This window comes from Streptomyces sp. IBSBF 3136, from assembly GCF_036815105.1.
Lineage (GTDB): Bacteria > Actinomycetota > Actinomycetes > Streptomycetales > Streptomycetaceae > Streptomyces.
In genome coordinates this window covers 1-19,263 of record NZ_JAJSZC010000150.1, presented here as the reverse complement: position 1 = coordinate 19,263, position 19,263 = coordinate 1, and the positions used below count along the sequence as shown (strand labels likewise).

14 protein-coding genes are annotated in these 19,263 nt (G+C 73.6%); 11 read left to right on the top strand and 3 right to left on the bottom strand.

Annotated elements, in window-relative coordinates; translation table 11 throughout:
- Window positions 1–394 precede the first annotated feature (394 nt).
- Complete coding sequence (locus V7E45_RS27235) at window positions 395–991, top strand: adenylosuccinate lyase (protein WP_333776849.1); 597 nt, start codon at window positions 395–397, stop codon at window positions 989–991.
- Window positions 992–1,008: 17 nt separating this feature from the next.
- On the opposite strand, the gene V7E45_RS27230 is transcribed toward V7E45_RS27235, so the two are convergent.
- The 3 genes from V7E45_RS27230 to V7E45_RS27220 form a co-directional block, all read right to left on the bottom strand.
- The gene (locus V7E45_RS27230; RefSeq protein ID WP_333776848.1) at window positions 1,009–1,545 is read right to left on the bottom strand and encodes a GNAT family N-acetyltransferase; all 537 of its coding nucleotides are present in this window, start codon (window positions 1,543–1,545) and stop codon (window positions 1,009–1,011) included.
- A gap of 70 nt (window positions 1,546–1,615) precedes the next feature.
- Window positions 1,616–3,181 (bottom strand): alpha/beta hydrolase, encoded by a 1,566-nt coding sequence (locus V7E45_RS27225; RefSeq protein ID WP_333776847.1) that lies wholly within the window; start codon window positions 3,179–3,181, stop codon window positions 1,616–1,618.
- A gap of 136 nt (window positions 3,182–3,317) precedes the next feature.
- Window positions 3,318–4,412 (bottom strand): Rv2578c family radical SAM protein, encoded by a 1,095-nt coding sequence (locus V7E45_RS27220; protein ID WP_333776846.1) that lies wholly within the window; start codon window positions 4,410–4,412, stop codon window positions 3,318–3,320.
- Window positions 4,413–4,545: 133 nt separating this feature from the next.
- Here V7E45_RS27220 and V7E45_RS27215 point away from each other — a divergent pair, with 133 nt between their 5' ends.
- The 10 genes from V7E45_RS27215 to V7E45_RS27170 all read left to right on the top strand — a co-directional run.
- The gene (locus V7E45_RS27215) at window positions 4,546–4,989 is read left to right on the top strand and encodes an SRPBCC family protein (protein ID WP_333776845.1); all 444 of its coding nucleotides are present in this window, start codon (window positions 4,546–4,548) and stop codon (window positions 4,987–4,989) included.
- A 160-nt stretch (window positions 4,990–5,149) separates the two neighbouring features.
- Window positions 5,150–7,606 (top strand): MFS transporter, encoded by a 2,457-nt coding sequence (locus tag V7E45_RS27210; protein ID WP_333776844.1) that lies wholly within the window; start codon window positions 5,150–5,152, stop codon window positions 7,604–7,606.
- 339 nt (window positions 7,607–7,945) lie between these two features.
- Window positions 7,946–10,432: an ATP-binding SpoIIE family protein phosphatase gene (locus tag V7E45_RS27205; RefSeq protein ID WP_333776843.1), complete on the top strand. Its 2,487-nt coding sequence runs from the start codon at window positions 7,946–7,948 to the stop codon at window positions 10,430–10,432.
- A 106-nt stretch (window positions 10,433–10,538) separates the two neighbouring features.
- Window positions 10,539–11,273: a class I SAM-dependent methyltransferase gene (locus V7E45_RS27200; RefSeq protein WP_333776842.1), complete on the top strand. Its 735-nt coding sequence runs from the start codon at window positions 10,539–10,541 to the stop codon at window positions 11,271–11,273.
- 161 nt (window positions 11,274–11,434) lie between these two features.
- Entirely contained in the window at window positions 11,435–13,030 is a 1,596-nt protein-coding gene (locus tag V7E45_RS27195; protein ID WP_443056235.1) for a glycosyltransferase family 2 protein, read from the top strand.
- Window positions 13,027–14,049 (top strand): glycoside hydrolase family 26 protein, encoded by a 1,023-nt coding sequence (locus V7E45_RS27190; protein ID WP_333776841.1) that lies wholly within the window; start codon window positions 13,027–13,029, stop codon window positions 14,047–14,049. The genes V7E45_RS27195 and V7E45_RS27190 overlap by 4 nt, the downstream gene beginning before the upstream one ends.
- A gap of 13 nt (window positions 14,050–14,062) precedes the next feature.
- A complete protein-coding gene (locus V7E45_RS27185; RefSeq protein WP_333776840.1) occupies window positions 14,063–15,805 on the top strand; it encodes an ArnT family glycosyltransferase in 1,743 nt (580 codons plus the stop codon).
- Between the two features lie 56 nt (window positions 15,806–15,861).
- Complete coding sequence (locus tag V7E45_RS27180) at window positions 15,862–16,695, top strand: M55 family metallopeptidase (protein ID WP_333776839.1); 834 nt, start codon at window positions 15,862–15,864, stop codon at window positions 16,693–16,695.
- Complete coding sequence (locus tag V7E45_RS27175) at window positions 16,688–17,992, top strand: M20/M25/M40 family metallo-hydrolase (RefSeq protein WP_333776838.1); 1,305 nt, start codon at window positions 16,688–16,690, stop codon at window positions 17,990–17,992. The genes V7E45_RS27180 and V7E45_RS27175 overlap by 8 nt, the downstream gene beginning before the upstream one ends.
- 39 nt (window positions 17,993–18,031) lie before the next feature.
- The coding region (locus V7E45_RS27170) for a TolB family protein (protein WP_443056233.1) at window positions 18,032–19,263 on the top strand (1,232 nt) is incomplete at its 3' end.

Below are 19,263 nucleotides of genomic sequence, written 5' to 3'. Positions count from 1 at the left end.
CCCCCCCCCCCCCCCCCCCCCCCCCCCCCCCCCCCCCCCCCCCCCCCCCCCGCCGGGGCGGGAAGGAGTGCGGGTGTTGCCGGGCTGCAAGCGCACACGCCCGGTGCCGGTGCCACGGGCGCGCACACGCCCGGCAGCGGCGGTATCCGACCGGCCCTGTCCCGGAGCCGGGTCGTACTGCGGTACCGAGGTACCGAACCGACCAGCCCCCGCTGCCCGAAGGCGCCGGGGGAGACCGACGACGGCTGCGTCACCAAACCGTCGTCAGCGGATGCGAGGGGGTGACCTCGCTCGTCTGAGCTTAACCGGCGAGTAACGAGCGCGCCAGCCCTCGGCGGAACCGACTTTGTGATGTGGCTCCCTCCACGGGCGCCCCCCGCCTACCCTGGTCGCCGTGGACGAAGAGTTGCGATCGCTCACGGAACGCGTACGGCGCGAGTCGGGCGGCCCCGCGGGCGGCTCGGCGGACTGCGAACGGCTGCTGGCGACCGGCGACCGCGACGAACTCGCCGGGGTGCTCACCGAACCCGGTCGGCCGCTGTGGGCCAGGGAACTGGCCGCGTTCCGGCTCGGCCTGGCCGGCGACCGGCGGGCCTTCGAGTCCCTGGTGCTGCTCCTCAACCACCGCGACCCGCCGCGCTGCGCCTCGGCCGCCCACGCCCTGGCCCGCCTCGGCGACCCGCGCACCGCCCGCGCCGCCGCCGCCCTCGCCACCAACGAACTGCGCGTCGCCTACGCCCTGCATCCGGTACGGCTGCTGACCGCGCTGCGCGCGCCCGAGTCCGTGCCGGCGCTGATCACCACCCTGGAGCGGCGGCTGCGCCCGCACGACCCCTACCGCCGGGTGGCCCTCGCCTGTGTGGAGGGTCTGGGCGCCCTCGGCGACGCCCGGGCCCGCCGCGTCCTGAACGAGGCCCTCGCCCACCCGGCGCTCGCCGAGGCGGCGGTGCACGCCCTGGCGCGGATCCCGCAGCAACAGCGGAAGGCGTGACGGGACGTGACGACGGGTCAGCCGCCCAGGGGGCGGGTGTAGCGCACCTCGGGCACCGGCACCCCGTCCACGTCGTACGGCTCCTCGGCGCCGTCCGCGTGGAAACCGGCCCGCTCGTAGAAGCGGCGGGCGCGCACGTTCTCCTTCAGGACCCACAGGCGCATGCTCGGGTACCGGGCGCACTGCCCGACCGACTCGGCCAGCAGCGCCCGCCCGACACCCGCGCCGAGGTGCGCGGGGTCGACGTAGATCGCGTACAGCTCGGCGTCCCCGGTGCGCCCCGCGACGTCGTCCCGGTACGGCCCGTACGCGGCCCAGCCGACCACCTCGCCGTCCCGCTCGGCGACCAGGTTCAGCACCGCGCCGTCGCCCTGCTCGAACCAGGACCGGCGCCGCTCGGCGTCCCGGGCCACGCTGAGCCCGTCGAGGTAGGACTGGGGCATGAGCCCCCGGTAGGCGTGCTGCCAGCCGCGGATGCGGATCTCGGCGACACGGTCGCAGTCGGCGAGGGCCATCGGCCGGACATGGGTGAGCGGGGCGTGCGGGGCGTCCATGGGCCACACCCTAGAGAGCCGCTCTCCGGCCCGCCCGTGAATATCGGGGGCCGGGGGAGCGGCGGCCCGGCTACCGGCGGAAGCCCAGCAGGCTGTGCAGGGTCATGCCGGCGGATGTCGTGGCGGCCGCCTTGTTCGTCGGCGGCGCCGGGTCCGGGGACTTCGGGCAGACCGCGTCGGCCACCGGGCCGCCGTGCGGGAGCGTGCCGTCGGTGAGGTAGGCGGCCAGGTAGCCGTCCAGGCAGGCGTTGCCGCTCAGGCTGATGCCGTGGTTGCCGCCGCCCTCCTCCACCACCAGGCTGGAGCGCGCGAGCAGGCGGTGGGCCGTGACGCCCCCCGCGTAGGGGGTCGCGGCGTCGTCCGTGGCCTGGAACAGCAGCGTGGGCGGCAGTTCGGTGTTCGCGATGCTCACCGGACCCGCCGGCTCGGTCGGCCAGAACGCGCAGGGTGCGTTGTACCAGGCGTTGTTCCAGGCCATGAAGGGCGCCTTCGCGTACACCGCCCAGGTGTCCGCCTGCCAGCGGCTCCACGCGCGCGGCCAGACCGCGTCACGGCACTGCACCGCCGTGTAGACGCTGTAGCCGTTGTCGCCCGAGGCGTCCACCGCGCCGAACTTCCGGTACGCCTCCACCAGCGGCCCGGCGTCCTTGTCGTGGACGTAGGCGGCGAACGCCTCGGCGAGGTAGGGCCAGTAGCCGTCGTAGTAGCCGCCCGGGATGAAGGTGTCCTCCAGCTCCGAGGCGCCCACCACGCCGCCCGCCGGCTTCTTCGCCAGGGCCGCCCGCATCGCGTACCACTTGGCCGCCACCCCGGCCGGGTCCGTGCCGAGCCGGTACGTCGCGTCGTACCGCGCGATCCACGCCATCAGCGCGCGGTGACGGGCGTCGAAGGCGTAGTCCTGGCCGAGGTTGTCCGCGTACCAGACCCCCGTGGGGTTCACGACCGAGTCCAGCACCAGGCGGTGCACCCGCCCGGGGAACAGCTTCGCGTAGACCGCGCCGAGGTAGGTTCCGTACGAGTAGCCGAAGTAGCTGATCCTTTCCGCGCCCAGGGCCCGCCGGACGGCGTCCATGTCCCGGACCGCGTTCACCGTGGTCATGTAGGGCAGCACGTCCGCGTAGGCCCGGCCGCAGGCGGCGGCGAAGGACCGGGCGCGTTCGAGGTTCGCCCGCTCCAGCGCGTCCGTCGCGGGCACCGTGTCGGGGCGGACCGACCCGAAGTGGCGCGGGGAGCAGTCCAGGGCCGGCGTGCTGCGGCCCACCCCGCGCGGGTCGAAGCCGATGACGTCGTAGCGGGCGGCCACGCCCTTGGGCAGCGCCGAGGCGACGTACCCGGCGAGCGTGAGACCGCTGCCGCCGGGCCCGCCCGGGTTGACCAGGAGGGGGCCCTCGGAGGTCTTCGCGGTGTGCGGGACGCGGGACAGGGCGAGGGTGATCTGCCGGCCGGACGGCCGCGCCGGGTCGAGCGGCACCGGCACGGAGGCGCACTGGAGCGTCGGGTGGTCGCCGGTGGCGCACTTCTTCCAGACGGGTGCCGCCGGGGCCGGGGCGGGGGCGGCCGCCCCGGCGGGCACGGCCGTGACCGAACCCGCCACCAGGGCGGCGGTCGCGCACAGCACGGCTGCGCGAGTTCTCATGGGGCCTCCCGGGACGGAGGGTGATGCGAACCGTGAGGATCACGGTTCTCGCGGGATCGTCCCGGAAACGGAACCCGAATGAACCTGTTCTGTCAGTACGTGACCCGATTGGGTCGAGCGATGCCCTCCAACGCCCTCACATGAGGGTGAGCTGGGTCGGCTCGTCCGTGGCCGCCGCGGACTCCGCGACCGGCGTGGGCGCCGAGGGCCCGGCGCTCTCCCCGGGGTCCGCCGGCCGGATGCGCCGGGCCTGTCCCGCGCGCCCTGGCCCGATCCCGTACTCCTGGGCCAGTTCGTGCACCTGGCGGGTGATCCGGCGCTGGTACCACGTGGGCGCGTAGGAGCCCTCCGCGTACAGCCGCTCGTAGCGGCGCACCAGGTGGGGGTGGTGCCGGCCGAGCCAGGCCATGAACCACTCCCGGGCGCCCGGCCGCAGGTGCAGCACCAGCGGCGTGACCGAGGTGGCCCCGGCCGCCGCGATCGCCCGTACCGTCTCCCGCAGTTGCGCCGGGGCGTCGCCGAGGAACGGGACCACCGGCGCCATCAGCACCCCGCAGCCGATCCCGTGCTCGCCGAGGGTCCGTACGACGTCGAGGCGCCGCTCGGGCGCGGGCGTGCCCGGCTCCACCGTGCGCCACAGCTCCGTGTCGGTGAAGCCCACGGAGACCGAGATGCCGACGTCGCTCACCCGGGCCGCCCGGGTGAGCAGGTCCAGGTCGCGCAGGACCAGCGTGCCCTTGGTCAGGATCGAGAACGGGTTCGCGTGCTCGGTGAGCGCCGAGATGATCCCCGGCATGAGCCGGTAGCGGCCCTCGGCGCGCTGGTAGCAGTCGACGTTGGTGCCCATCGCCACGTGGTCGCCCTGCCAGCGGCGGGAGGCGAGCTGGCGGCGCAGCAGCTCGGGGGCGTTGACCTTGACCACGATCTGGGTGTCGAACCCGATGCCCGTGTCGAGGTCCAGGTAGCCGTGCGTCTTGCGGGCGAAGCAGTACACGCACGCGTGCGTGCAGCCCCGGTAGGGGTTCACCGTCCACTCGAACGGCATGCGCGAGGCGCCCGGCACCCGGTTCAGGATCGAGCGCGCCCGCACCTCGTGGAAGGTGATCCCGCGGAACTCGGGCGTGTCGAAGGTACGGGTGACGACGGCGTCCGCGCCGAACAGCGCGGGATCGGCGGCCCGGCCGTGGTCGTCGGAGTCCGCGGACCGCACGGTGAGGTTCTCCCAGCGCATGACGCCTCCTCGATAGCACTGGCCACAGAATAGAACATACGTTCCCATGATCGTGCGACCCCGATTTGGGAGGCCGGGCGCCGGGGTGGTTGGCTTGCCCCAACCCCGAGCAACCAGGTCCTGGAGGAACGCAATGGCGCAGGTCGAGGCCACTACGGAGCGGGTCGTCGCGGCGGACGCGGAGAAGGTGTTCGACGCCCTCGCCGACTACCGCGGTACGCGGCAGCGGCTGCTGCCCGAGCACTTCAGCGAGTACGAGGTGCGCGAGGGCGGCGACGGCGAGGGCACCCTCGTCCACTGGAAGCTCCAGGCCACCAGCAAGCGGGTGCGCGACTGCCTCCTGGAGGTCAGCGAGCCCACCGACGGCGAGCTGGTCGAGAAGGACCGCAACTCCTCCATGGTCACCACCTGGCGCGTCACCCCGGCGGGCGAGGGCAGGTCCCGGGTCGTCGTCACCACCACCTGGAAGGGCGCCGGCGGCATCGGCGGCTTCTTCGAGAAGACCTTCGCGCCCAAGGGTCTGGGCCGGATCTACGACGCCGTGCTCGCCAACCTCGCGCGCGAGGTCGAGGCGTAGCCGGCGGTCGTCAGGAGCGGGCCGGTGCGGGGGTGTTGCGCCCCTCACCGGTTCGGGTGGATCTCCGCGGAGTCCGGGACTGTGCCGTGACTCGCCGTACTTGTTCGCAGTTGTCGCTTACGCGGGACATATGTGACAGGTGCGACGTGGGGAGCGGTACGTGGGCGGGACGACTCTGGTGCGGCACGAACCGCCCACGGCTGCCGACCCGGCACCCGCGCCCGCGCCGGCGGCGGACGCCGAACTCCCCCCGCGCCGGGTGCGGTTGGTCTTCGTCGGACTGATGCTGGCGCTGCTGCTGGCCGCGCTGGAGCAGATGATCGTCGCGACCGCGCTGCCGAAGATCGTGGGCGAACTGCACGGCCTGGACCGGATGTCCTGGGCGATCACCGCCTATCTGCTCACCTCCACCATCGGCCTGCCCCTGTACGGCAAGCTCGGCGACCTCCTCGGCCGCAAGGGCGTCTTCCAGTTCGCCATCCTGGTCTTCGTCGTCGGCTCCGGGCTCGCCGGCCGGGCCGGGAGCATGGACCAGCTGATCGCCTTCCGCGCCCTCCAGGGCGTCGGCGCGGGCGGGCTCATGATCGGCGTGCAGGCGATCATCGCCGACATCGTGCCGCCCCGGCGGCGCGGCCGCTACATGGGCCTGATCGGCGCCGCGTTCGGCCTCGCCTCCGTCGCGGGGCCCCTGCTCGGCGGCTACTTCACCGACCACCTCTCCTGGCGCTGGTGCTTCTACGTCAACGTCCCCTTCGGCCTGCTCACCCTGGCCGTCGTGACCGCCGTCCTCGACCTGCCCAGGCCTCGGGTCCGCGCCCGGTTCGACGTCCTCGGCGCCCTGCTGCTCGCGACGGCCTCCACCTGCCTGGTGCTGCTGACCAGTTGGGGCGGCACCGAGTACGCCTGGGGTTCGCGCCAGATCCTCGGCCTCGGCGCGGGCGCCCTCGCCGCCACCGCGCTGTTCGTCGTCGCCGAGCGCTTCGCCGCGGAACCCCTCATCCCGCTCCGGCTGTTCCGGGACTCCGTCTTCGACGTCACCGGCCTGGTCGGTCTGGTGATCGGCGTGGCCCTGTTCGGCGCGGCCAGCTACCTGCCCACCTTCCTGCAGATGGTGGACGGCGCCAGCGCCACCGAGTCCGGGCTGCTGATGCTGCCCATGATGGCCGGGATCGTCGTCGCCTCGATCGTCGGCGGCCAACTGATCAGCCACACCGGCCGGTACAAGATCTTCCCCGTGCTCGGCGGTGCCCTCGCCACCGTCGGCATGTGGCTGCTGTCCCGGCTTCAGGCCGACACCCCCCGGCTCCAGTACAGCGTCTGGATGGCCGTCCTCGGCGCCGGCATCGGACTGGTCATGCCCGTGCTGGTGCTCGCCGTGCAGAACTCCGTGCGCGCCGCCGACCTCGGTACCGCGACCAGCGCCAACAACTACTTCCGGCAGATCGGCGGCAGCGTCGGCGCCGCCGTCTTCGGCACGCTCTTCGCGAACCGGCTCGCCGACGCCCTGCGCGCGGAACTCCCCGCGCGCGCGGGCGCCCGGCTGCCCGACCCCGAGTCCCTGACCCCGCAGCTCGTGCACACGCTGCCCCCGGCCCTGCGCGACGCCTACATCCGCGCCTACGCCGACGCGATGCCCCGGATCTTCCTCTACCTCGTCCCGGTGCTCGCCCTCGGTCTGCTCATCGCCTTCTTCCTCAAGGAGAAACCGCTGGTGTCCCACCACGCCACCGAACCGGAACCCGCCACCAGGACCGAACCCACCGGCCCCTACGCCGCCGTCCCGAACGCCTCCGTCCCGCAGGCCCGCACCCAGCCTTCGGCCGCGGGCGGCCCCGGCTCGCTCCGCTCGCCGCACGCCGCCGGAGTCCCGGTGTGCGGCACGGTGCAGCACCCCGACGGCACCGCGGTGCCCCGCGCGGCGCTCACGCTCATCGACGTCACCGGGCGGCAGATCGGGCGCGGCGCCAGCGGCGAGGACGGCCGGTACGCGCTCGGCACCCCCGGCGCCGGGTCGTACGTGCTCATCGCCGCCGCCGGCGGCCACCAGCCGCAGGCCGTCTCCGTCACGGTCGGCGAGCGGCCCGTCGAGCTCGACGTCGTTCTCGGCGGCGCCGGTCGCCTGGCCGGCAGCGTGCTCACCGCCGACGGCAGCCCCGTCCGGGACGCCACCGTCACCCTCACCAACGTGCACGGCGAGGTCGTCGCCACCACCCGCAGCGGCCGCGAGGGCGGCTACGTCATCACGGAACTGGTCGCCGGCGAGTACACCCTGGCCGCCGGCGCCCCCGCGTTCCGCCCCGCCGCACTCCCGGTCAGCGTCCAGGCCGCCCGGGAGACCCGGCAGGACATCGAACTCGCCGGCGGCGCCGTCCTTAAGGGCACCGTCCGGGCGAGCAGCGGCCGGCCCGTGGAGGACGCCCGGGTCACCCTCCTGGACGCGGCGGGCAACGTGGTCGACACGCTCACCACCGCGGCCGACGGGACGTTCAGGTTCGTGGACCTGTCCTCCGGCGAGTACACGGTGATCGCCGCCGGCTACCCGCCGGTCGCCACCGTCCTCCAGGTGGCCGGCGGCGGCCGCACCGAACGGGATCTCCAGCTCGGCCACGAGGACTAGCCGGCGAAAGTGGTCCTCTGCCGTGTGACGCCCGGCAGGCGCTCTCGCCGCACCGCCCGAAAGCCCGAGTGCGCCCCGTACGAGGACTTCCGGGGGCACGCCGAGAGCGCGCACCGGAAGGCCGCGCGGCCGCCCTCCGGGCGACCAGGCCGCTTTCGCGACAGGCCCTGGACCGCCAGGAGCCGAGGGGGCGCGCAAGGGGCGCTGAGCTGCGCGCCGGTGCGCTCGGGGGGAACCAATTCCAGGATTGCCACACATCGCGACCGGCCCCAGCCGTACGGTAGTGGCGGGCGGCACAGATCGTTTGCGAACAGCCTGCGGGGAGAGAGGGCCTGGGCCATGGACCATGGCAGCGAGCGGGACACACCTCCCGGCGGCGCCGGTGACGCCACGGCGGGCCGTGTTCCACTGGCCGTGGTGGTCGTCGACCGCGACGGCCTGGTGTCCCACTGGAGCAGCGGAGCGGGCCGACTGTTCGGCGTCCGGCGCCAGGACGCGGTCGGGCGCCCGGCCGCCGACCTGCTGCCGGTCTCCGGCGCGCTCCCCGAGGACCTCCACGACCTTCCCGCCGACGCGATGCCGGACGCCTACGGCCCCTACGGCCCCGGCGACGGACCCGGCCCCGACCTGGATGCCTCCCTCGGCGGCCATTCCGCCTACCCGACGGCGGGCCGAGCCCGGCTCTTCCCGCACGAGCACGGGGGCGGGACGGCCGGCGCCGACCCGGCCGGCGCGGCGCGGATCGACGTGCTCTGGTGGGCCTACCCGCTGATCGGCCCCGGCCCCTCCCGGCTGCTGGTGCTCGCCGCCGACGCCACCCGGCTCAGGGAGCAGCGCGGCTACGACGACGAGACCGCCGAGCGCATCTCGCCCGGCTTCGCCCGCCACACCGAACTGCCCGCCTCCGACGAGCTGGAGCGCAGGCTCCCCGAGATCCTGCCCAACATGGGCCCCGGACTCAGCGGCCGCATCGTCTCCCAGATCCTCGAACTCGGCTACCCGGTCCTGGAGTTCAGCCAGTACGACCGGGTGCCGGTCACCCCGTACTGGGGCGTGCCGCGCCGCCCGGGCCGCAGCCGCGCCGAGGCCGTCGTACCGCAGCAGCGCTCCGCGCCCCTGATCCCCACCGGAGCCGAGCACGAACTCGAGTACGCCGCCGTGCGCGAGCGGCTGGAGTTCCTCAACGAGGTCAGCTCCGGCATCGGTTCCTCGCTCGACCTCGGTGAGACCATCCGCGAGGTCACCAGCGCCGCCGTGCCCCGCTTCGCGGACTTCGCCGGCACCCATCTGCGCTCCGCGGTCCTGGCGGGCGAGGGCTTCCCCGACGGCCCGCCCGACGCGACCACGGTGATGCACCGGGTCTGGGTCGAGCACAACGACGAACCCGGCCGCTGGGACGACACCGTGCCGGTCGGCGAGACCTTCGCCTTCCCCGAGCACACCCCGTTCTACCAGTGCATGGTCACCGGCGAACCGGTGCTCGTCCCGGAGGTCACCGAGGAACTGGGCAACCGCATCTCCGGCGAGTTCGAGAAACGCGACCTCAGGCCGCTGATCAACGGCCGCTCGCTGCTGATCGTCCCGCTCAAGGCGCGCAACGTCGTCCTCGGCTTCATGGTGCTCATGCGCCGCCCCGACCGGGCGGCGTTCGACGACATGGACCGCACCACCGGCGCCGAACTCGCCGCCCGTGCCGGGCTCGTGCTCGACAACGCCCGTATGTACACCTACCAGGAGAACGTCGCCGACACGCTCCAGGACAGCATGCTGCCGCAGGTCGCCCCGCGGACGGCGGGCTGTGACGTGGCGACCCGCTACCTGCCCGGCACCCGCCTCGGCCGGATCGGCGGCGACTGGTTCGACGCCGTGAAGCTGCCCGGCTCGCGCACCGCCCTCGTGGTCGGCGACGTCATGGGGCATGGCCTCAACTCGGCCGCCATGATGGGCCAGTTGCGCACGGCCGTGCAGACCATGGCCGCCCTGGAGACCCCGCCCGCGCAACTGCTGCGCAACCTGGACGACCTGGCCCGCAGGCTCGGCGAGAACTACCTCGCCACCTGCCTGTACGCGGTCTACGACCCGATCCGCGGCGAACTGCACATGGCCAACGCCGGACACATCCCGCCGGTCCTGGTGCGGGCCGAGGACGGCCGCAGCGAACTGCTCGACCTGCCCACCGGTGCGCCCATAGGCGTCGGCGGCGTCCCGTTCGAGTCCACCGTCGTCCGCGTCCGCCCCGGCGACCGGCTGGTGCTGTGCACCGACGGACTGGTCGAGGTGCGTGGCTCCGACATCGGCGAGGGCCTCGCCGCGCTCTGCGAGTCCGCCGCCCACCCCGCCGCGTCGATGGACGCCGCCTGCGACACCATCATCCGCGCGCTGAACACCCGCGGCGGCCGCAAGGACGACGTCGCCCTGCTCATGGCCCGGCTCAACGGCATCCCCGACGACCACGTCGCCGAGTGGCGCCTCGACGCCGACCCGCGCGACGTGGGAAGGGCCCGGCGCCTGGTCGGCGACCGGCTGCTCGCATGGGGCCTGCCGCAGGCTGTGGAGACGGCACAGCTGCTGGTCAGCGAGGTCGTCACCAACGCCGTGCGGTACGGCGGCGGCCCGATCGGACTGCGGGTGGTCCGCACCGACGCGCTGCTGTTCGAGGTGACCGACGACGAACCGGGCCTGCCCGCGATGCTCTCCGCCGGACCGTACGACGAAGCGGGCCGCGGTCTGCGGGTCGTGACCCGGCTGGCCCGCGAGTGGGGCGCCAGCGCCACCGGCCACCGCAAGACCGTCTGGTTCGAACAGAGCGTCGTCGCGGGACCGTGAGCGGTGGCCCGGGGCGGTACATCCGATGAAGGTGACGTACGGCCCCTTGCCCCACGCCCCGCCGCCGCGATATCCCGATCACGGAACCGACCGTGGGGAGATCGCAATGAACGTCGTCTCGGACAACTACCGTGACAACTGGGAGAGTTACTGGCGTGGGACCTCCGACGCCACGGGCGAGGCGATCTGGGACGCCGACCCCTCGCTGACCGCCGGGCCGCACAGCGAACTGCTCCTGCCCCACGCGGACGCCGCGCGCACCATCGTGGACTGCGGTTGCGGCAACGGCACCCAGACCCGCTACCTCGCCACCCGGTTCGCGCGCGCCGTCGGCGTCGACCTCTCGCACGCCGCCGTCGAGCACGCCCGCCGCGCCGCCGCGCAGGCGGCGGACGGGACGTCCGTCGAGTTCCAGCAGCTCGACCTGACCGACACCGGCGCGGTCGGGGCCCTGCACGACCGGCTCGGCGACAGCAACGTCTACATGCGGGCCGTCATCCACCAGAGCGAACCGGCCGCACGCCCCCTGGTCGCCGCCGCGGTCGCCCGGATCATCGGCACCGAGGGCCGCGCGTTCGTGGTGGAACTGACCTCCGGCTCCCGGGACGTCCTGCGACAGGCGGCGGCCGGACCCGACGGCCCCGGCCCCAAGCTCCGCCGGGTCTTCGACCACCACCTCAAGCCCGCCGACGCCGACGACGGGGAGATCCCGCGCCTGCTCGCCGACGCCGGCCTGAAGATCCTCGCCGAGGGCGTGACGACCCTGCCGCAGACCGAGCACCTCGCCGACGGCACCCGCATCGACCTCCCGGCCCACTGGTTCGTCCTCGCCGCGCACTGACGCCGCCCGCCCCGACCGGGCCCCGGGACCACGCGCGAGCGGGCCCGGGGCCCGGCGGACCTCCTTGCTCCGTCCGTGATGAAGCTGTGTCCCTCCGGTGCAGGCAGTTCCTATACCATCCCTTTACTATTCACCCGAACGTGTGGAGGGGGGCCTCAGCCGTGACCGTCCGTACGGCCGAAGTGCGCAGCCGGGGGCGGCGGCGCGCCCCGCGCGCGGGACGCCCCGAGGCACCCGCGGGGCTGCTGCCCACACCGCCGGACGAACGGGAGAAGTACAGCTACGTCAAGCGCCACACCTGGGTGCTGACCTCCAGCTCCTTCATCGGCTTCGTGTGCGTCCTGCTCAGCCAGGTGGACACCGCCCGGCACAGCGGTTGGATCTGGGTGTTCGCGCCCACCCTGCTGCTGGCCGTCGTCGGCTTCCTGATATCGCTGCGCCTCGAGGCGTTCGCCCCCGGCTTCGACCTCAAGGCGCACCGCCGCATCGTCCGTCGCTGGCAGCCGGAGCACCACCCGAGCGTGGACGTCTTCCTGCCGGTGTGCGGCGAGCCGCTCGAAGTGCTGCACAACACCTGGCGTTACGTACGGATCCTGGCCGACACCTACCCGGGGCACGTCGAGGTCCTCGTGCTCGACGACGGCGACAGCGCGGAAGCGGCCGCCATGGCCGCCGACTTCGGCTTCCGTCACCTGGTCCGGCCCGACCGGGGCTGGATGAAGAAGGCCGGCAACCTCAGGCACGGCTTCGAGAACTCCAGCGGCGACGCCGTCCTCATCCTCGACGCCGACTTCGTCCCCCGCCCCGACCTGCTGCACGAACTGATGCCGTACCTGGACGCCGACCCGCGCTGCGCCATCGTCCAGTCCCCGCAGTTCTTCCGGGTGCTGGACCAGCAGAACTGGATCGAGCGGGGCGCCGGCGCCGTCCAGGAGCTGTTCTACCGCTCGGTGCAGGTCTCCCGGCAGCGCAGCGACGGCTCCATCTGCGTCGGCTCCTGCGCGGTCTATCGCCGCGCCGCCCTGGAGGAGATCGGCGGCACCAGCCTCATCGAGCACTCCGAGGACATGCACACCGGCTTCGACCTCAGGGCCCGCGGCTGGGACCTGCACTACGTGCCCCTCGCCCTGTCCACCGGCATCTGCCCGGACACCACGGGCGCCTACTACAACCAGCAGTACCGCTGGTGCATGGCCTCGATGAGCATGCTCGGCAGCCTGCGCGAGTTCTGGCAGGTGCGCATGCGCTTCGCCAGCCGCCTGTGCTACGTCTCCGGCTTCATCTACTACATCGAGACGGCCCTGCTCACCTTCACCACCCCGCTGATCGCGCTGACCCTGCTGATCCACTACCCCGACCAGCTCCAGGCCACCAACTACTGGATGGTCCTGCCCAGCGTGCTCTACCTGACCGTGGTCTACCCCCTGTGGCACCGCAACCCCTACCGGCTGGAGGCCTGGGCCACCCGGATCATGTACGGCTGGGCGCACGTCTTCGCCATCTGGGACGTCGTACGCCGCCGCCCGATGGGCTGGCAGCCCACCGGGTCCAGCGGGGCCAAGAAGAACAAGACCCGCCGCTTCTGGGGCGGGATGTGGCTGTGGAGCGCCCCCACCGCCGTGCTGTGGCCGGCGTTCGCCCTGTGGCGCATGACCGGCGCCCACCCGGAGAACTTCGCGCTGATGCTCGCCCTCGGCCTCTTCTACGCCGTGGCCGTGGGCCGGGTCCTGATCCAGCCCCAGGAGGTGACGGCGTGAAGGCCGCCGCCCTCGCCCGGACCCTGGCGGCCCTGCTGGCCGGGATCGTCTGCCTCGCCGGCTGCGTGAGCACCGGCCCGGCCCCCGTCGGCGCCGGCGGCGACGGCGCCCAGCCGGCCGCTTCCCTGCCCGGCGGCGGCACGGCGTACGTGCCCGCGCAGCCGTACGACATCACCCCGCTGCTGCACCCGAAGCACAAGTACTTCGGCGCCACCTTCGACGGCGTGCCCAAGGACCTCGGCCCCGTGCGGCGCTACGCCGCCAAGGTCGGGCGCACCCCCACCCTGCTGGAGTACTACCTCGGCTGGGGCGACGAGCTCCAGACCGACCAGACCCGCGCCGTCTGGAGGAACGGCCAGCTCCCGTACATCGCGTGGGAACCGCACAAGGCCACCCTGGCGCAGATCGCCGACGGCGGCCAGGACGACTACATCGTCCGCACCGCCCGCACGCTGCGCGCCCTGAACGTCCCCGTGGCGATCAGCCTGGCCCACGAGATGAACGGCGCCTGGTACCCCTGGGGCACCGGGAAGGCGACCGCGGCCCAGTTCGTCAAGGCGTGGCGGCACGTGCACGACGTCTTCCAGGACGAGGGCGTCTCCACGGTCATCTGGGTGTGGAGCCCGAACGTGATCAACCCCGTGCCCCAGGTCGCCCTCAAGCCGTACTACCCGGGCGACGGGTACGCCGACTGGGTCGGCGTGGTCGGCTACTACGCCCGCACCGGCGCCCAGGACTTCCCCGCCCTCTTCGGCCCCACCTTCCGGCAGATCCGCGCCTTCACCCGGCGGCCCTTCCTGCTGGCCGAGACCGGCGCCCAGCCCACACCGCGCAAGAGCGCGCAGATCACCGAACTGCTGAAGACCGTCGCCGCCGGCCGCGACATCGTCGGCTTCATCTGGTTCGACCTGGACAAGGAGACGGACTGGCGGGTCGACAGCAGCCCCGGGACCCTCGCCGCGTTCCGGCAGGCCGCCCGGAACCCCCGGTACGACCTCGACTTCTCCGCCCTGAAGTAGACGAGACACCACGATGAGCCACACACAGCCCCCCGGGGCGCGGAACAACGGCGGCTACGGCTACGACCACGGCTGGTACGGCGGCCAGGACCCCGCCGCCATGCCGGTGCACGAGCAGACCATGCAGCTGCGCGTGCTGCCGCCGCCCCCGCCGGAGGCGGACCCGGGGTTCTCCTTCGTCGAGGAGCCGCTGCCCGGCTGGACGCTGCCGCCGCCCGCCCTGATGGGCTGGTCCGCGGACACGGGCCGGCGCCGTCGCACGGTGGGCCTCGCGCTGCTCGCGGTCGTCCTGCTCGTCCAGGCCGCGCTTTCGCTGCGGCTGGCCAACTCCGCCTTCGAGGACGAGGCGCTGTACGTCTACGCCGGGCACGTGGAGATCGGCAGCCTCTTCTATGGGGCACCGAACTACGGCGGCTTCGACACCTACTTCTCCGGCGCACCCGTCCTGTACCCCGTGCTGGCGGCCGCCGTGGACTCCGTGTTCGGCCTCGCCGGCGTCCGCGCGCTCAGCCTGCTGTTCATGCTGACGGCCACCTCCTGCCTGTACGGCCTGACCCGGCGGCTGTTCAACGAGCGCGCCGGGCTGTGCGCCGGCGCCCTGTTCGCCGTCTCCATGCCGACCCTGTTCCTCGGCCACTTCGCCACCTACGACGCGATGGCCGTCTGCCTGCTGGCCCTGACCGCCTGGCTGCTGGTCGTCGTCGCGCCGCGGCACTGGAGCCTGGCCGTGCCCGTCGCCCTGGTCGCCGCGCTCGCCGTCGCCGTCAAGTACGCCTCCGCGCTGTTCCTGCCCACGCTGGTGCTGCTGTACGTGCTGGCCGCCTACCGCCACCACCACGTCCGCCGGGCCCTGCTGCGCGGCGCGCTGTTCAGCGCGGCCACCCTCGGCGTGCTCTTCGGCGGGCTGGCGGCCAGCGGCTACCTCACGGCCATCCAGAGCACCACCACGGCCCGCGCCCACGGGGACACGCCCGCCTGGCAGATCCTCGAGGACTCCGGCCGCTGGGCGGGCCTGCTGGTCGCCGTCGCCGTGGTCGGCACGGTCACCTACGCCCGCACCGCCCGGCTGAGCGAGATACCCGGATGGCGGCGGGCGGTCCCCGGCCGGCGCTGGCGCACCTGCCTGGGCGTGCTGCTCACCGGCACGGCGCTGCTCGCGCCCGCCTACCAGATCCACCTGCAGACCGAGACGTCCCTGCAGAAGCACATCGGCTTCGGGCTGTTCTTCGCCGCGCCGATGGCGGGCGTCGGCGTGACCCGGCTGATGGGCGCCCACTTCAAGTTCCCGCAGTGGGCCATCGCCATCGGGGCCGTCGCGCTCACCCTCGGCCTGAGCCAGTCCGCCGCCTACTTCGGCAGCTGGCCGGACACCCGCTACCTGGTGCCGCAGCTCGCCTACACGGTGCGGCCCGGGCAGCACTGGCTCGGCGATCCGAAGGAGGGCCCGGTGTACTACCTCAGCCGTGAGCGCCGCACCTCCTACCAGGACTGGCTGTCCTTCTTCTTCATCGACTACGAGACCCACGACGGCCGTCACCTGTCCGGCATCCCCGGCTACCGCGCGGCCGTCCGCGACGGCTACTTCCACGGAGTGGTGCTGAACTACTCCGGCGGCCTGCCCCCGGCCGAGGAGGCGGTGCGCCAGGAGATGCGGACCACCGGCCGCTACCGCCTGACCAGCTCGCTGCCGTACCGCACGTCCACCGGCGGCGGGCACTTCGAGATCTGGGTCCGGCAGGACGCCGGCCGGCCCTGACGACGGGGCCGCCCCGTCGTAGCCTGTCCGGGCCGCGACGCGTAACGTGACGCACCATGAAGATCCTCATCAGCGCGGACATGGAGGGCGCCACCGGCGTCACCTGGCCGGCCGACGTCCTGCCCGGGACGCCGCAGTGGGAGCGCTGCCGCTCGATGTTCACCTCGGACGTGAACGCGGCCGCCCTCGGCTTCTTCGACGGCGGCGCCGACCAGGTGCTCGTCAACGAGGCCCACTGGTCCATGCGCAACCTGCTCCTGGAGCGGCTCGACGACCGGGTCGAGATGCTCACCGGACGGCACAAGACGCTGTCCATGGTGGAGGGCGTGCAGCACGGCGACGTCGACGGTATCGCGTTCGTCGGCTACCACACGGGCGCCGGGGCGGAGGGCGTCCTCGCCCACACCTACCTGGCGAACCAGATCACCGGGGTGTGGCTGAACGGCGTCCGGGCGAGCGAGGGTCTGCTGAACGCGCACGTCGTCGCCGAGTACGGCGTGCCGGTGGTGCTCGTCACCGGTGACGACCTGGCCTGCGAGGACGCGCTCGGCTACGCGCCCGGGGCGCTGAAGGTCGCGGTGAAGGACCATGTGTCCCGGTACGCGGCGGTCTGCCGCACGCCGGCCCGGACCGCCGCCGACATCCGCGCCGCGGCCGAGGAGGCCGCCCGGCTGGCCGTCCGGCACGAGCCGGTGCGGGGCGGGCCGTTCACCGTCGCCGTCGAGTTCGACGCCGAGCACCTGGCGATGGCGGCGACCGTCGTCCCGGGCGTGGCCCGCACCGGCGAACGGAAGGTGGCGTACACCAGCGACACCATGTACGAGGGAATCCGGACCTTCAAGGCGGTCACCACGATCGTCTCGGCCGCGGTGGAGGAGCAGTATGGCTGACCAGCAGGCACTGGACGAGGTGGTCGAGTTCACCTCCGGGCTGATCCGGATCGACACCACCAACCGGGGCGGCGGTGACTGCCAGGAGCGGCCCGCCGCCGAGTACGCGGCCGAACGGCTGGCCGGCGCGGGTCTGGGGCCGCTGCTGCTGGAGCGGACCCCGGGGCGCACCAACGTGGTGGCCAGGATCGCGGGCACCGACCCGTCCGCCGACGCCCTGCTGGTCCACGGTCACCTGGACGTGGTGCCGGCGGAGGCCGCCGACTGGAGCGTGGACCCGTTCTCGGGCGAGATCCGCGACGGCGTGGTCTGGGGGCGCGGCGCCGTCGACATGAAGAACATGGACGCGATGATCCTCGCGGTCGTCCGGTACTGGGCCCGGCAGGGGCTCAGGCCGCGCCGGGACGTCGTCGTCGCCTTCACCGCGGACGAGGAGGCCAGCGCCGAGGACGGCTCCGGGTTCCTCGCCGACGAGCACCCCGGCCTGTTCGAAGGCTGCACCGAGGGCGTCAGCGAGTCGGGCGCCTTCACCTTCCACGACGGGGCGGGCCGGCAGCTCTACCCGATCGCGGCGGGGGAGCGCGGCACGGGCTGGCTGAAGCTCACCGCGCGCGGCCGCGCGGGACACGGCTCCAAGGTCAACAAGGACAACGCGGTGACCCGGCTCGCCGCCGCCGTCACCCGCATCGGCGAGCACGAGTGGCCACTGCGGCTCACCCCGACCGTGCGGGCGGCCCTCACCGAACTCGCCGCGCTCTACGGCATCGACCCGGACTTCACCGACGTGGACCGGCTGCTGGAGAAGCTGGGCCCGGCCGCCAAGCTGGTCGAGGCCACCATCCGCAACAGCAGCAACCCGACCATGCTGGAGGCCGGCTACAAGCTGAACGTCATCCCGGGCGAGGCGGTCGCCTTCGTGGACGGGCGCTACCTGCCGGGCGGCGAGGAGGAGTTCCGCACCACCCTGGACCGGCTCACCGGCCCGGACGTGGACTGGGAGTTCGCGCACCGCGAGGTCGCCCTCCAGGCGCCGGTGGACTCGCCGACGTACGCGAGGATGCGCGCGGCCGTCGAGGAGTTCGCGCCCGAGGGGCACGTGGTGCCGTACTGCATGTCCGGCGGCACCGACGCCAAGCAGTTCTCGCGGCTCGGCATCACCGGCTACGGCTTCGCACCGCTGAAGCTGCCCGAGGACCTCGACTACCAGGCGCTGTTCCACGGCGTCGACGAGCGGGTGCCCGTCGAGGCACTGCACTTCGGCGTCCGGGTCCTCGACCGCTTCCTGCGGACGGCCTGAACGATGGGGGAGGAGATGGGGGAGGAGATGAGGGACGCGATGGGGGAGCAGACGCGTGAGTCGGCGTACGGGTCGTGGCCCTCGCCCGTCGACGCGGCGCTGGCCGCCGCGCACGACGGCGCGCCGCAGTGGGTCGGCTTCGTCGGCGACGAGGTGTGGTGGACCGAACCCCGGCCCGCCGAGGGCGGCCGCCGGGCGCTGGTGCGCCGCACCGCCGACGGCACGGAGCACTCGGTGCTGCCCGCGCCGTGGAACGTGCGCAGCCGGGTCATCGAGTACGGCGGCCGGCCCTGGACCGGAGTGGTCCAGGGCGGCACGCCGCTGATCGTCTTCACGCACTTCGCCGACCAGCGGCTGTACCGGTACGAGCCCGGCGGCGAGCCGCGCCCGCTGACCCCGGTGTCCGGGGTGGGCGGCGGGCTGCGCTGGGCGGAACCGCAGGTGGACCTGGACCGGGGCGAGGTGTGGTGCGTCCTGGAGGAGTTCACCGGCCCGGGCACGGGCGACGTGCGGCGCGTCCTGGCCGCCGTCCCGCTGGACGGCTCGGCCGCCGGGGACCGGTCCGCCGTACGGGAACTCACCGAGGAGCGGCACCGGTTCGTCACCGGGCCCCGGCTCTCGCCCGACGGCCGCCGGGCCGCCTGGCTCGCCTGGGACCATCCGCGGATGCCCTGGGACGGCACGGAGCTGCTGGTCGCCGAGGTCGGTGACGACGGCGGACTGCACGGCGTCCGCACGGTCGCCGGCGGGCCCGAGGAGGCCGTCGCGCAGGTGGAGTGGTCCCGGGACGGCCGCCTGCTGTACGCGAGCGACCGCAGCGGCTGGTGGAACCTGTACCGGGACGGCACCCCGCTGTGCCCGCGCGAGGAGGAGTTCGCCGGTCCGCTGTGGATGCTGGGCCTGAGCTGGTTCGCCCCGCTGGACAACGGGCTGCTGGCGGTCGTCCACGGCAAGGGTGCGGCGGTACTCGGCATACTGGATCCCGAGACCGGCGAGCTCGTGGACGCCGCCGGGCCCTGGACCGAGTTCGGGTCCACGCTGTCGGCCCACGGCGACCGGGTGGTCGCCGTCGGCGCGGGTCCGCGCACCGCCCCCGAGGTGGTCGAGCTGGACACCCGCAGCGGACGCGCCCGCGCCGTCGGCGCCCTGCACCGCGATCCGGTCGACCCGGCGTACTACCCCGAGCCGCACAGCCGCACCTTCACCGGCCCCGGCGGCCGCGAGGTGCACGCGCACGTCTACCCGCCGCACCACCCCGCCCGCACCGCCCC

Bases quoted from the DNA above. Each gene is read 5' to 3' on its own strand.
- V7E45_RS27230 (WP_333776848.1), bottom strand. From the start codon at position 1,545: ATGGACGCCCCGCACGCCCCGCTCACCCATGTCCGGCCGATGGCCCTC.
- V7E45_RS27225 (WP_333776847.1), bottom strand. From the start codon at position 3,181: ATGAGAACTCGCGCAGCCGTGCTGTGCGCGACCGCCGCCCTGGTGGCG.
- V7E45_RS27220 (WP_333776846.1), bottom strand. From the start codon at position 4,412: ATGCGCTGGGAGAACCTCACCGTGCGGTCCGCGGACTCCGACGACCAC.
- V7E45_RS27215 (WP_333776845.1), top strand. From the start codon at position 4,546: ATGGCGCAGGTCGAGGCCACTACGGAGCGGGTCGTCGCGGCGGACGCG.
- V7E45_RS27205 (WP_333776843.1), top strand. From the start codon at position 7,946: ATGGACCATGGCAGCGAGCGGGACACACCTCCCGGCGGCGCCGGTGAC.
- V7E45_RS27200 (WP_333776842.1), top strand. From the start codon at position 10,539: ATGAACGTCGTCTCGGACAACTACCGTGACAACTGGGAGAGTTACTGG.
- V7E45_RS27185 (WP_333776840.1), top strand. From the start codon at position 14,063: ATGAGCCACACACAGCCCCCCGGGGCGCGGAACAACGGCGGCTACGGC.
- V7E45_RS27180 (WP_333776839.1), top strand. From the start codon at position 15,862: ATGAAGATCCTCATCAGCGCGGACATGGAGGGCGCCACCGGCGTCACC.
- V7E45_RS27175 (WP_333776838.1), top strand. From the start codon at position 16,688: ATGGCTGACCAGCAGGCACTGGACGAGGTGGTCGAGTTCACCTCCGGG.